This is a genomic window from Gammaproteobacteria bacterium, assembly GCA_036383255.1.
GTDB lineage: Bacteria > Pseudomonadota > Gammaproteobacteria > Natronospirales > REEB76 > DASUBN01.
Genome location: DASVOS010000018.1, coordinates 163,508 through 176,740, shown reverse-complemented (window position 1 = coordinate 176,740; position 13,233 = coordinate 163,508). Strand labels below are relative to the sequence as shown.

Here is a 13,233-nt window from a genome sequence, read left to right as displayed (position 1 = left end):
ATCAGGAAGGGAAGAGCTGTTCGTCGATGAGGTCGCACAGGCAGTGCAACGCCAGGAGGTGCACCTCCTGGATGCGCGCCGTGACCTTGGCCGGCACGCGGATCTCCACGTCGCCGTCCTTGAGCTGGGCCGCCATCTTGCCGCCATCCTTGCCGGTGAGGGCCACCACCTTCACGCCCTTCTCGTGGGCGGCGTCTATGGCGCGCATCACGTTCGGCGAGTTGCCGCTGGTGGAGATCGCCAGCAGCACGTCCCCCTTGCGGCCGAGCGCGCGCACCTGCTTGGAGAAGATCTCGTTGTACTCGTAGTCGTTGGAGATGGAGGTCAGCGTCGAGGTGTCGGTGGTGAGGGCGATGCCGGCGATGCCGGGACGCTCGCGCTCGAAGCGGTTGAGGAGTTCCGCCGAGAAGTGCTGGGAGTCTGCCGCCGACCCGCCGTTGCCGCAGGCCATGACCTTGCCTTCGTGCTTCAGGGACTCGGCCATGAGCTTGCCGGCCGCGAGGATGTGGGGCACCAGCACCTGGAGCGCCGCCTGCTTGGTGGCGATGCTGTCATTGAACTGTCTCGTTATGCGTTCTTCGAGCTTGCTCATGGTCCCCTCAACCGGCCTGGAATGCGTCCTGTATCCATTCTACCGCGTCGGCCCCGTCTGCTCCCGACACCGCCACCACGTCGAAGCGCAGCGGCCGGCGCCTGAGTTCCGGACGGCTCTGGAGCAGGTGCTGGGCAGCGAGGATGAGCTTGCGGCGCTTGCCGTGGCCCACGGTCTCGGCGGCGGTGCCGCGGCTGCCGTCATGCCGGTAGCGGACTTCGACCACCACCAAGGCGCCGTCCGGCGCCTGCATCACCAGGTCCAGCTCGCCCTGGGGACAGCGGTAGTTCCGGGTGTGGAGTTTCAAGCCCTCGGCTTCCAGCAGCTCCAGGGCCCGCTGCTCCGCCTGGCGGCCCGTCTCGAGATGCTGTGGACCGGTCACGGAGCCGGCGGCGGGGCCTGGACCTGGCTCACCGGCGCCACGGCCGGCAGGTCCACGGGTGCCAGGAGTTCCACCTCGCCGTCGTCGAAGTGCGCCCAATCCAGGCGCCGGTGCACGCGGCCGTCAGGGTCGAGGCTCAAGAGGCCGGTGACGCCCTGCAGCGGTTGGCCGATGGTACGGGTGTTATAGAGCAGGGGCACCAGCCGGTAGGCGTCGAAACCCAGCGCATACAGGCGGCTGTTGTTGCCGAAGTTACCGGGCCAGTATTTGGCCAGCGTGTCGCGCATCTCCGCCACCGAGCCTGTCTCCTCCAGGGTCCAGGGCATGTCGTCGAAGGTGACGCCGTTCAACAGGGTGTTGTCCACGCTGTCATCCAGCTCGTACACCTTGGAGGTGGAGTACACCGGCAGGTCCTCGCCGTGGTTGTAGGCGATCTGCGGCTGGATGGTGCGGGCGTCATCGGCGCTGGCGGCGAGGAACATGAACTGGATGTCCGGGCGCCGGCGCGGCTCGAACTCCAGGCGTGTCCCCAAGGTGGCGGCGAGCCGCTGCTCCCGCGCCACGCTCGCGTCCAGGTCGAAGCTCTGGGACAGGAGGTCGCCGATGGCATCGGGCTTGCTGCCGGGGGCGTAGGTCTGCATGCCGAGCAGGGTGCCGCCGAGCTCGCTGAAGCGGGCCGCGAACGCGTTGAACATGCGCGCGCCGAAATCGTCGCTGGAGGCGAGCGCCAGCGCCTGGGTGTGGCCTTCCGCCACCGCGCGTTCCGCCGCCTGGGCCGCCTCGCCTTCGGGCAGGAGGCCGAACTGGTAGAAGCCGGAAGGCCCGGCGCGGTTGTTGTCGAGGTAGTTCAGCGCCAACACCGGTACCGGCAGCGAGCCCTGGGCCGCGAGGCCGGCCACCGCGTCCTTGGTGAGCGGACCGATCACCATGTCGGTGCCGTCCGCCACCGCCTTGCGGTAAGCGTCCTCGGCGCTGGCGGCGCTGGTGCCGGAGTCGTAGAGCGTGATGGCGGGGGCACGCGCGCCGCCGAGCTGGTAGTAGGCGGCGAACAGGCCGTCGCGCACCGCGGCGGCGGCGGACTGGTAGTTGCCGGACAGTGGCAAGAGCACCGCGACCCGCGGCGGGAACGCGGTGAGCGCCTCCTGCTTGGCGATGAGGTCCGGCACCAGCTGCTGCTGGGCCGGATGCTGCGGATAGCGCGCCTGCCACTGCCGGATCTGGTCCATGAACTTGTCCGGCTGCTGCCAGCTCACCCGCGCGATGGCGGCGAGCTCGAGCCAGCCGCGTGTCACGGGCGAGAGCGTGGCGGGGAGCCTCGCCATGTCCACCGGCGTGTGGGTCTCGGTGAGGGTGTCCCAGATGAGCTTGCGGTTGGCGGCCACGTCGGTACTGCCGGGCGCGAGGTAGGTCTCGCGCTCGCTCCAGTCCTGCACCGTCGCCGGCAGGTCGCCGAGCGCGAGGTGCGCCTGGCCGCGCAGCAGCAGGGCGCGTGCCTTCAGCTCCGGCGGCAGCGGCGTCAGCGCGAACTTGAGGTGCGGCAGCGCGGCCTGGGGCTGGTGATCGGCGAGCGCGAGGCCGGCTTTGAGCAGCTCGATGCGCGCGGCCAACGCGGGGTAGGGGCTCTTCTCGCGCATCTGTGCCACCAGCGCGGCGCTGCGCGCGGCGTTGCCCGCCAGCAGCCAGTTCTCGGCGGCGCTCACCAGGAGTTCGGTGCGCTGCGCGGGCTGCGCCGTGGCCGCCAGCTTCTCATCCAGCGCGGCCGCCTCGGCATAGCGCCCTGACTGCTCGAACTGCGAAGCCTCGCCGGCGGTGGGCGCGTGGCTGGGCGCGGTGCCGCAGGCGGCGAGCATGAGCAGGATGAGCGCAGTGAGCGGGCGGGCAGTGAGCCTGAAGATGCCTTGCATGGATGCAGCTTTCCGTTGCAGGATGGGGCGGACACTTATAATAACCCTTCCCCTTCCGCCCTGGCCCCGCAGGCGGGCATCCACCGAGGAATACCCGTGGCTTCCGGCGTGCTCTACGTGGTGGCGACCCCCATCGGCAACCTCGAGGACATCTCGCCTCGCGCGCGCAAGGTGCTGGCGGAGGTGGACCTGGTGGCCGCCGAGGACACCCGCCATAGCGGCAACCTGCTGGCGCACTTCGGCATCAAGACGCGGCTCATCTCCCTGCACGACCACAACGAGGCGGAGCGGGCGGCCCAGCTCATCCCGCGCCTCCAGGCGGGCGAGTCGGTGGCGCTCATCTCCGACGCCGGCACGCCGCTCATCAGCGATCCGGGTTTCGACCTGGTGCGGGCGGCGCGCGCCGCCGGCATCAGCGTCTCGCCGGTGCCGGGCGCCTCGGCGCTGGTGGCGGCGCTGTCCGTGAGCGGCCTGCCCACGGACCGCTTCGTGTTCGAGGGCTTCCTGCCGGCCAAGCCCGCGGCCCGGCGCGAGCGGCTCACGGCGCTGGCGGGCGAAGTGCGCACCCTGGTGTTCTACGAGTCCGTGCACCGGCTGCAGGAATCCCTGCAGGACATGGCCGCGGCCTTCGGACAGGAACGGAGGGCGGTGCTGGCGCGGGAGCTCACCAAGCTGCACGAAGGGGTGCGGGAGGCGCCGCTCCGGGAACTCGCGGACTGGGCTGCCCGGGACCCGGCGGCGGGCAAGGGCGAGGTGGTGCTGATGGTGGCAGGCGCCGCGGCGGCGGCGGCGGATGCCGGGCTGGATGCGGAACGGGTGCTGAAGACCCTGCTGGCGGAGCTGCCGGTGAAACAGGCGGCCGCCCTGGCGGCCGAGATCACCGGCCTCAAGAAGAATGCCCTCTACCAGAAGGCGCTCGAGCTCAGCGGCAAGAAGAAGTAGCTCACCCCGGACGTATAATGTCCCCCGGAGTCGGCCAGGCAGTCGCAGTGCGCAAGCATTGAGGAAAGTCCGGGCTCCACAGGACAGGGTGCCAGGTAACGCCTGGGGGGCGCGAGCCCATGGAAAGTGCCACAGAAAACATACCGCCTAAGCGCCTTCGGGCGCCGGCAAGGGTGAAAAGGTGCGGTAAGAGCGCACCGCGCGGCGGGTAACCGTCCGCGGCACGGAAAACCCCACCCGGAGCAAGGCCAAATAGGGGAGCAGGCGGAGCGATCCGCACGTGCGGTCCGCACGGCTCCCGGGTAGGCTGCTAGAGGCGTCGGAGTGATCCGCGTCCCAGATGAATGGCTGTCCACGACAGAACCCGGCTTACCGGCCGACTCCTTTCTCTACTTCTCTGACCCCAAGTCAGTCTTGGATGGGCATTTCTTGCCCAAGCCCTTAATCTCGCGAGGGTTTTGGGCAAAAAATCGCCAATTTTGTTAATGTCCTGCATAAGGTCATATTTATAACTGTTTGATTGATAATGCTTTGTTGCGACGATTTTTTTGCCTGAAAATGCACCTAAGTCCCTGTCCCACAAGCAAATTTTCCTATTTTTCCCTTGACGTACCTCTCCTGGCTTCCTATAGTGTGGGCCAGGTGGGAAAAAGTGGAATGAAATGGGCCGACTGGCCCCCACGGGAGAGGCGGGACGAGCAGGCATGTTTCGGGGCATCAACAACCTCACCCTCGATGCGAAGGGGCGGCTCGCCGTCCCTGCGCGTTATCGCGAGCGCATCCAGGAGGCCTGCCGTGGCCAGCTCGTGGTCACCATCGACCGCGACCACTGCCTGCTCATCTACCCCCTGCCCGAATGGGAATCCCTGGAGGAGCGGCTGGTGCGCCTGCCGAGCCTCAACAAGCAGGCGCGCGAGCTGCAGCGCCTCCTGCTCGGCCACGCCACCGAAGTGGAATTGGACGGCCACAGCCGGCTCCTGCTGCCGCCGGAGCTGCGTGCTTTCGCGGGCCTGGAACGGGACGTGGTGCTTCTTGGCCTCGGCCGCAAGTTCGAGCTGTGGCAGCAGGCGAACTGGGATGCGCGCCGCGAGGCGAGCCTGAGCGGCGACGAGGGCGCGGGCGGCGGACTGCCGGACGAGCTCGCCAGGCTGGTGCTTTGAGCGGCGCCGAGCTCCACCGCCCGGTGCTGTTGCAGGAGGCGGTGGAAGGGCTCGCGGTGCGGGCCGACGGCGTATACGTGGACGGCACCTTCGGCCGCGGCGGCCACAGCCGGGCGATCCTGGCGCGGCTGGGCGTGAAGGGCAGGTTGCTCGCGCTGGACCGTGATCCCGAGGCCTATGCCGCGGGCCGGGCACTGGCGGAAAACGAGACGAGGTTCACGATCTACCGCGCTGCGTTCTCCATGCTGGAGCGCATCGCGACGGAGGCGGGTGTGTCGGGTCGGGTGGACGGAGTGTTGCTGGACATCGGTGTGTCGTCGGCGCAGCTGGACGACCCGGGCCGCGGCTTCAGTTTCACCCAGGCGGGCCCCCTCGACATGCGCATGGACCCCGCGGGCGGCGAGAGCGCGGCTGACTGGCTGAACCGCGCCGCCGAGCGCGACATCGCCGAGGTGCTGTTCACCCTGGGCGAGGAGCGCCACGCGCGCCGCATCGCCAGGGCGATCGCGACCGAGCGCGCGGCACACCCCATCACCGACACGCTGCAGCTCGCCGAACTCGTGAGCCGCGCCGCGCCGCGCACCGAGCGCCACAAGCATCCGGCTACGCGCAGCTTCCAGGCCATCCGCATCTTCATCAACCGCGAGCTCGAGGAGCTCACCATCTGCCTGGAGCAGTGCCTCAGGGTGCTGGCGCCGGCGGGCCGGCTCGCGGTGATCAGCTTCCATTCGCTGGAAGACCGCATCGTGAAGCGCTTCATCCGCGACCATTCGCGGCTGCCGGCGCCGGATCCGCGCGCGCCCTGGCTGGAACCGCAGGGCAAGCCCGAATTGCGGGCCGTCGGCAAGGTCATCCAGCCGTCGGAACAGGAAGTGCGGGAGAACCCGCGGGCCCGCAGCGCCGTGCTGCGCGTGGCGGAGCGGCTCGCATGAACCTCTCCCTGAGCCGCGCGGTGGTGACCCTGCTGGGGGTGGCGGTGTTCCTGTCGGCCCTCGCGCTCATCGACTCGCGCCACCAGAACCGGGTGCTGTTCGAGCAGTTGCAGCAGGCGCGCCAGCAGCGCGACCAGCTCAACATCGACTGGGGCCGGCTGCTCCTGGAGCAGAGCACCTGGAGCACTCATGCCTATATAGAGCAGTCCGCCACCCAGAAGCTGGACATGGGCATCCCCGCGAACCCGCAGGTACTGGTGGTGAAGCCATGAGGCGCGGCGCCGCCCCCGTCGAGCAGAAGCCCGGCGCCAGCGCCCTGGGCTGGCGCAGCGTCGCGGTGCTGGGCTGCTTCGCGCTGGCGGCCATGGGCCTGATCGGGCGGGCGGTCTATCTGCAGGTGCTGGACAAGCAGTTCCTGCTGGACCAGGGCGCCGAGCGGCACCTGCGCACGCTGCAGATGCCGGCGCACCGCGGCATGATCCTGGATCGCAACGGCGAGCCCCTGGCGGTGAGCACGCCGGTGGACTCGCTGTGGATGAACCCGCAGGAGCTGCCCGCCGCCTCGGTGCCCCTCCTGGCGCGCGCCCTGGGCGCGAAGCCCGCGGACCTCGGGCACCTGCTCAAGAACAGCGCCGGCAAGGAGTTCGTCTACCTGGCCCGCGGCATGGATCCCTATGCGGCGCAGCAGGTGAAGGCGCTCGGCATCCCGGGCGTGTACACCCAGCGCGAGTACCGCCGCTACTATCCGGCCGGCGAGGTCGCCGCCCACGTGCTCGGCTTCACCAACGTGGACGACCAGGGCCAGGAAGGCATGGAACTCGCCTACAACGAGTGGTTGAAGGGCGTGCCCGGCGCCGAGCGGGTGATCGTGGACCGCTACGGCCGCTCGGTGCAGGACGTGGAGAACCTGCGCGCGCCCCGCGCCGGCGAGGACGTGACCTCGAGCATCGACCTGCGCATCCAGTACCTGGCCTACCGCGCCCTGAAGCAGGCGGTGCAGGCCCAGGGCGCCAAGTCCGGTTCCATCGTGGTGATGGACGCCAAGACCGGCGAGGTGCTGGCCATGGCGAACCAGCCTTCCTTCAACCCGAACAACCGCAGCGGCGCCGACGGCGACGACTTCCGCAACCGCGCCGTCACCGACATGTTCGAGCCGGGCTCGAGCATGAAGCCCTTCACCATGGTGGCGGCGCTGCTCTCGGGCAAGTACCAGCCATCGTCCATCGTCGACACCTCGCCGGGCACCCTGAAGCTCGCCGGATACACGATCCACGACGAGGAAGACTTCGGCCGCATCGACCTCACCACGATCATCGAGAAATCCTCCAACGTCGGGGCGAGCAAGATCGCGCTGTCGCTCCCGCCCCAGCTCATGTGGCGCACGCTGGATGCCTTCGGCTTCGGCCGCAGCACCAACAGCGGCTTCCCGGGCGAGGTGCCCGGCAACCTGCCGGACTACCGCATCTGGAACCCGGCGCGCCAGGCCACCATCTCCTACGGCTACGGCCTCTCCATCACCGCGCTGCAGCTCGCAGAGGCCTACGGCACCCTCGCCAACCAGGGCCGCCACCTGCCGCCGAGCCTGACGCGCCTGACGGACGCGCCGGCACCGGTGCCGGTGATCCCGCAGGACATCTCAGGCACGCTGCGCGGGATGCTGGAGACGGTGGTCTCGGACGAGGGTACCGGCAAGCTCGCCGACATCGCCGGCTATCACGTGGCGGGCAAGACCGGCACCGCCCACGTCGCCATGAACGGCGGCTACTCGCCGGACAAGTACATCTCGGTGTTCGCCGGCATGGTGCCGGCCAGCGACCCGCGCCTCGTCGCCGTGGTGGTGATCAACCAGCCCACCAAGGGCAACTACTTCGGCGGCAAGGTCTCGGCGCCGGTGTTCGCACAGGTGATGCGCGGCGCCCTGCGCCTGCTCAACGTGGCGCCGGACGACATGCAGAGCCTTCCGGCCAGCGCCTACGCGCTGAACGTGGGAGCGGCGCCATGATGGCCGAAGCCCGCGACCTCTCCGGCATGCGCCTCGCGGACCTCCTGGGGTCGGGCGGCGACGTGCCCATCAAGGGTCTCGCGCTCGACAGCCGTTCCATCGGGCCGGGTTACCTGTTCCTGGCCTGCAGGGGCCATGACCACCACGGGCTCGCGCACCTTGCGGATGCGCGTGCCCGGGGCGCGGTGGCTCTCGCCTATGACCCGGACGGTGCCACGCCTTATATGCCATTGCCGGCAGGCTTGCCGGCGATTGCAGTCGCGGACCTGGGACACAAGGCTTCGGGCATCGCGGCACGCTTCTATGGCGACCCCACCGCGCACCAGCACGTGATGGCGGTGACCGGCACCAACGGCAAGACTTCCGTGAGCCTCATCACCGCCCAGTCCCTGAGCGAAGCGGGCCGGCCCTGCGGCGTGCTCGGCACCGTGGGCTTCGGCGCCTACGGCAGCCTCGAGACGCCCACCCACACCACACCGGACGCCGTCACCACCCAGGCCTGGTTCGCGCGCTTCCGGGACCAGGGCCTCGGGCACGTGAGCATGGAGGCTTCCAGTCATGCGTTGCACCAGGGCCGCATCGACGGCGCGCACGTCGAGGTGGCGGTGTTCACGAACCTGACCCGCGACCATCTGGATTACCACGGCGACATGCAGGGTTACGGCGCCGCCAAGCGCCGCCTGTTCGAACACCCGGGTCTGAAGTGCGGCGTCATCAACCTGGACGACGCCTTCGGCCGCGAGCTCGCGGCCTCGCTGCCGTCCGCCGTGGCCTGTATCGGCTACACGCTGGAAGGGCGTGAGAGCCCGCGCGGCACCACCCTCAAGGGCTTGAACCTGCAGCTCGGCAGTGGAGGCTTGAGTTTCGACGTGGAGAGCGAACTAGGCTGCGGGCGCGCCGACACGCGCCTGCTCGGCCGCTTCAACGCCGAGAACCTCATGGCGGTGCAGGGCGCGCTGCTGGCGCTGGGCTTCAGCTTCGAGGACTCGTTGCGCGCGCTGGATCGGGCCCGCACGGTCCCGGGGCGGATGGAATGCTTCGGCGGCGGCCGCGGGCTGCCGCTGGTGGTGGTGGACTACGCCCACACCCCCGATGCCCTGGAGAAATCCCTGGTGGCGGCCCGCGCCCATTGCCGCGGCACGCTCTGGTGCGTGTTCGGCTGCGGCGGCGAGCGCGACCGCGGCAAGCGCCCGCAGATGGGCGCCATCGCCGAGCGCCTGGCGGACCGCATCGTGGTGACCGACGACAACCCGCGTGGCGAGGACGGCGACGCCATCGTGGCGGAGATCCTGGCCGGCATGCAGGGCCGGTCCCGCGTGAGCGTGGAGCGCGAACGCGGCAGCGCGATCGAGCGCGCGGTGCGCGCAGCGCAGCCCGGCGACGTGGTACTGGTGGCAGGCAAGGGCCATGAGACGGAGCAGGTCATCGGCAGGCACAAGCTGCACTACAGTGACCGCGACACCGCCGCGCGGCTGACGCGGGAGGCCACGCCATGACGCGGCGCCTCTCCGACGTCGCCGCCGCCACCGGCGGCAGGCTCCTGGGCGAAGACCGGGAGTTCGGCCGCGTGACCCAGGACAGCCGCAAGCTCGGCGCCGGCCAGCTATTCGTGGCGATCCAGGGCGAGCACTTCGACGGCCATGAGTTCGTGACCCAGGCGGACAAGGCGGGCGCTGCCGGCGCGCTGGTGCAGAAGCAGGTGCGCTCGGCGCTGCCGCAGGTGCTGGTGGCGGATACCCGCAAGGCCCTCGGCGCCTATGCCGCCGCCTGGCGCCGCAGCTTCACGCTGCCGCTGGTCGGCGTCACCGGCTCCAGCGGCAAGACCACGCTCAAGGAGATGCTCGCGAGCATCCTCAAGCAGCGCGGCGCCACCCTCGCGACCCAGGGCAACCTCAACAACGACATCGGCATGCCGCTGACGCTCCTGGAGCTGGACGCGTCCTGCCGGTATGCGGTCATCGAGATGGGCACCAACCATCCGGGCGAGATCGGCTACCTCGCGGAACTCGCGGCGCCCAGCGTCTCCGTCATCACCAATGCCGGCCCGGCGCACCTGGAGTTCCTCAAGGACATCGCTGGCGTGGCGAAAGAGAAGGGCGCGATCTACGCGCACCTCGCCGCAGACGGCACCGCCGTGATCAACGCCGACGATGCCTATGCGCCGCTGTGGCGCGAGATGGCGGGCGGCAGGCGCATCGTGAGCTTCGGCTTCGACCCCGGCGCGGACTTCCATCCGGAGCCGGGCTCGCTGCAGCAGGACGCCTCCGGCAGCTGGCGCTTCCACCTGGACTCGCCGGCAGGGGAGATAGGCGTCAAGGTCTCGCTGCCGGGCCGGCATAACGTCAGCAACGCGCTCGCGGCGGCGGCCACCGCCGTCAGCGCCGGCGCCACGCTCACGGACGTTCAGGCTGGCCTCGCCGCGGCGCCCGTCACCGCCGGCCGGCTCATCGTGGGCGAGGGCTGGAACGGCGCCCGCCTCATCGACGATACCTACAACGCGAACCCGCTCTCGCTCACCGCTGCCGCAGAGTTCGCCGTGAGCCTGGGCGGGCGCGTCTGGCTCGCGCTCGGCGACATGGGTGAGCTCGGCCCCTCCGCCGAGCGGCTGCATGCCGAGAGCGGCACGCGGCTGCGCGGGCTCGGTATCGAGCGGCTCTACGCGCTCGGACCCATGAGTCGCCACGCCGCCGACGCCTTCGGCAGCGGGGCACGCTGGTTCGAGGATGTCGAGACGCTCATCCGCACGCTGCGCGCCGAGGCGGCAGCGGGCGTGACCCTGCTGGTGAAGGGTTCCCGTTCCATGCGCATGGAGCGGGTGGTGGAAGCGCTACGCAACCCAACGGCTCACAAGGCCGCCAACGGAGCCCACTGAGATGCTGCTGCTGCTCGCCGACTACCTGAGCCGCTACCACTCCACGTTCCACGTGTTCTCCTATCTCACGCTGCGGGCGATCCTGGGCGTGCTGACGGCGCTGGTCTTCTCGTTCCTGTCGGGACCGGCCATGATCCGCTGGCTCACGGTGGTGAAGGTGGGGCAGAGCGTGCGCACGGATGGGCCGCAGACGCACCTGTCCAAGGCCGGTACGCCGACCATGGGCGGCACGTTGATCCTGGCGGCGATCCTGATCTCGGTGCTCTTGTGGAGCGACCTGCACAACCGCTACGTGTGGGTGCTGGTGGGCGTGACCGTGAGCTTCGGCCTGATCGGCTTCGCCGACGATTACCTCAAGCTGGTGCTGAAGAACTCCAAGGGCCTGGCGGCGCGCCACAAGTACTTCTGGCAGTCGGTGTGCGCGCTGGGCGCCGCGCTGGCGCTCTATCTCACCCACCGCGACCCGGCCGAGATCGACTACATCCTGCCGTTCTTCAAGCAGGTGGCGCTGCCCTTGGGCGCGCTGTACGTGGTGGTCACCTACTTCGTGGTCGTCGGCGCCAGCAACGCCGTCAACCTCACCGACGGCCTGGACGGCCTCGCCATCATGCCGGCGGTGCTGGTGGGCGGCGCGCTCGGCGTGTTCGGCTACGCCTCGGGCAACTTCAACTTCGCCCACTACCTCGCGATCCCCTACCTGCCGGGGGCCGGCGAGGTGGTGGTGTACTGCGGCGCACTGTTCGGCGCGGGCCTCGGCTTCCTCTGGTTCAACGCCTACCCGGCGCAGGTGTTCATGGGCGACGTGGGCGCGCTGGCGCTCGGCGCGGCGCTCGGCACGCTGGCGGTGATCGTGCGCCAGGAGATCGTGCTCTTCATCATGGGCGGCGTGTTCGTGATGGAGACGGTGTCGGTGATCCTGCAGGTGGCCTCGTTCAAGCTCACCGGCAAGCGCATCTTCCGCATGGCGCCGCTGCACCACCATTTCGAGCTCAAGGGCTGGCCGGAGCCGCGCGTGATCGTGCGGTTCTGGATCATCACCGTGATCCTGGTGCTGGTGGGCCTCTCCACCCTGAAGGTGAGATAGATGGGTCTGGCCGCGAAACAACGCAGGACCAGGACGCTGATCGTCGGGCTCGGCAAGACCGGGCTGTCCTGCGCGCGCTTCCTCGCGGCCCACGGCGAGGAGATCGCCATCACCGACAGCCGCGAGCGCCCGCCGGGGCTCGCCGAGCTGCGTGCGCTGCTGCCGGACGCTGCGGTGTTCCTGGGCGGATTCTCCGAGGACGCGCTGAGGCGCGCCGACCGCATCGTGCTCTCGCCGGGGGTCGCCGCCGGCTCGCCGTTCATCGCCAAGGCCAGGAGCCTCGGCCTGCCGGTGCTGGGGGACATCGAGCTCTTCGCCCACTACGCGCGGGCGCCCATCGTCGGCATCACCGGCGCCAACGGCAAGAGCACCGTGACCACGCTGCTCGGCGTGATGGCGGAGCAGGCCGGTAAGAAGGTGAGGGTGGGTGGCAACCTCGGCACGCCGGCGCTGGACCTCCTGGCCAGTGACGAGCCGGACCTCTACGTGCTGGAGCTCTCGAGCTTCCAGCTCGAGATCACGGACTCCTTGCCCTGCGTGGCGGCGACGGTGCTGAACCTTTCCGCAGATCACATGGATAGATACGCCGGCATGGCCGAGTACGCCGCTGCCAAGGCGCGCATCTTCCGCCACTGCCGCACCGCGGTGCTGAACCGCGAGGACCCGCTGGTGCGGGTGATGGCCGGCGACGTGAAGCGCCGCGTGAGCTTCGGCCTCGACGCGCCGCAGCCGGGCGACTACGGGGTGCATGGGGCGGGCGCCGACGAGTGGCTGGCCCGCGGCGCGGAGAAGCTGATCCCGGCCTCGGTGCTGCGCATCCAGGGCCGCCACAACCTTGCGAACGCGCTGGCGGCACTGGCGCTCGGCGAGGCTGCAGGCCTGCCGCTGCCGGCCATGCTCACGGCGCTGGAAGGTTTCCACGGCCTGCCGCACCGCATGGCGTTCGTGGCCGCGGTGCAGGGCGTGAGCTACTACGATGATTCCAAGGGCACCAACGTGGGCGCCACGCTGGCGGCGGTGCAAGGCGTGACCCAGCCGCTGGTGCTCGTCGCGGGCGGCGACGGCAAAGGCCAGGACTTCGCGCCGCTCGCGGCCGCGCTCGCGGACAAGGCCCGCGCGGTGGTGCTGCTGGGCAAGGACGCGGACGAGATCGAGAAGGCGCTGGCCGGACGCGTGCCGTCGCGGCGCGTGAAGGACATGGACGCGGCGGTGCAGGCCGCCGCCGGGCTCGCGCAGCCGGGCGACCTGGTGCTGCTGTCGCCTGCCTGCTCGAGCCTGGACATGTTCGACAACTTCGAGCATCGCGGCCGCGTCTTCGCGGCGGCGGTGCGGAGGCTCGCCGGTGAGTGACGCGAAGCGCATC

12 protein-coding genes and 1 other RNA gene are annotated in these 13,233 nt (G+C 69.8%); 10 read left to right on the top strand and 3 right to left on the bottom strand.

The features are described 5' to 3' along the window. Nucleotide 1: 1 nt before the first annotated feature. From VF651_11940 to VF651_11930, 3 genes are read right to left on the bottom strand one after another with little or no spacing between them, the layout of a single operon-like run. On the bottom strand, nt 2-592 hold the full coding sequence (locus VF651_11940; protein ID HEX7966412.1) for a phosphoheptose isomerase: 591 nt from the start codon (nt 590-592) through the stop codon (nt 2-4). A gap of 7 nt (nt 593-599) precedes the next feature. Then, nucleotides 600-974, bottom strand: a complete 375-nt coding sequence (locus VF651_11935) for a YraN family protein (GenBank protein ID HEX7966411.1) — start codon at nt 972-974, stop codon at nt 600-602. Then, on the bottom strand, nt 971-2,878 hold the full coding sequence (locus tag VF651_11930) for a penicillin-binding protein activator (GenBank protein HEX7966410.1): 1,908 nt from the start codon (nt 2,876-2,878) through the stop codon (nt 971-973). Before VF651_11930 ends, VF651_11935 begins: the two co-directional genes overlap by 4 nt. 96 nt (nt 2,879-2,974) lie before the next feature. Between VF651_11930 and rsmI the strand changes: the two genes are divergently transcribed. The 10 genes from rsmI (at nt 2,975) to murD (ending at nt 13,220) form a co-directional block, all read left to right on the top strand. Next, nucleotides 2,975-3,820, top strand: coding sequence for a 16S rRNA (cytidine(1402)-2'-O)-methyltransferase (rsmI, locus tag VF651_11925; protein HEX7966409.1), 846 nt, complete (start codon nt 2,975-2,977; stop codon nt 3,818-3,820). A gap of 26 nt (nt 3,821-3,846) precedes the next feature. After that, nucleotides 3,847-4,208: RNase P RNA component class A (rnpB, locus tag VF651_11920), an RNA gene on the top strand. Nucleotides 4,209-4,524: 316 nt separating this feature from the next. Next, the gene (mraZ, locus tag VF651_11915; GenBank protein HEX7966408.1) at nt 4,525-4,980 is read left to right on the top strand and encodes a division/cell wall cluster transcriptional repressor MraZ; all 456 of its coding nucleotides are present in this window, start codon (nt 4,525-4,527) and stop codon (nt 4,978-4,980) included. Next, complete coding sequence (rsmH, locus tag VF651_11910; protein ID HEX7966407.1) at nt 4,977-5,912, top strand: 16S rRNA (cytosine(1402)-N(4))-methyltransferase RsmH; 936 nt, start codon at nt 4,977-4,979, stop codon at nt 5,910-5,912. Before mraZ ends, rsmH begins: the two co-directional genes overlap by 4 nt. After that, nucleotides 5,909-6,184, top strand: coding sequence for a cell division protein FtsL (gene ftsL / locus VF651_11905; GenBank protein ID HEX7966406.1), 276 nt, complete (start codon nt 5,909-5,911; stop codon nt 6,182-6,184). Before rsmH ends, ftsL begins: the two co-directional genes overlap by 4 nt. After that, a complete protein-coding gene (locus VF651_11900) occupies nt 6,181-7,914 on the top strand; it encodes a penicillin-binding transpeptidase domain-containing protein (protein ID HEX7966405.1) in 1,734 nt (577 codons plus the stop codon). The genes ftsL and VF651_11900 overlap by 4 nt, the downstream gene beginning before the upstream one ends. Next, a complete protein-coding gene (locus tag VF651_11895) occupies nt 7,911-9,410 on the top strand; it encodes a UDP-N-acetylmuramoyl-L-alanyl-D-glutamate--2,6-diaminopimelate ligase (GenBank protein ID HEX7966404.1) in 1,500 nt (499 codons plus the stop codon). The genes VF651_11900 and VF651_11895 overlap by 4 nt, the downstream gene beginning before the upstream one ends. Then, the gene (gene murF, locus VF651_11890; GenBank protein HEX7966403.1) at nt 9,407-10,786 is read left to right on the top strand and encodes a UDP-N-acetylmuramoyl-tripeptide--D-alanyl-D-alanine ligase; all 1,380 of its coding nucleotides are present in this window, start codon (nt 9,407-9,409) and stop codon (nt 10,784-10,786) included. Before VF651_11895 ends, murF begins: the two co-directional genes overlap by 4 nt. A 1-nt stretch (nt 10,787) precedes the next feature. After that, nucleotides 10,788-11,870: a phospho-N-acetylmuramoyl-pentapeptide-transferase gene (gene mraY, locus VF651_11885; GenBank protein HEX7966402.1), complete on the top strand. Its 1,083-nt coding sequence runs from the start codon at nt 10,788-10,790 to the stop codon at nt 11,868-11,870. After that, nucleotides 11,871-13,220, top strand: coding sequence for a UDP-N-acetylmuramoyl-L-alanine--D-glutamate ligase (murD, locus tag VF651_11880; protein HEX7966401.1), 1,350 nt, complete (start codon nt 11,871-11,873; stop codon nt 13,218-13,220). It begins immediately after the preceding gene. The last annotated feature ends 13 nt before the right edge of the window (nt 13,221-13,233 follow it).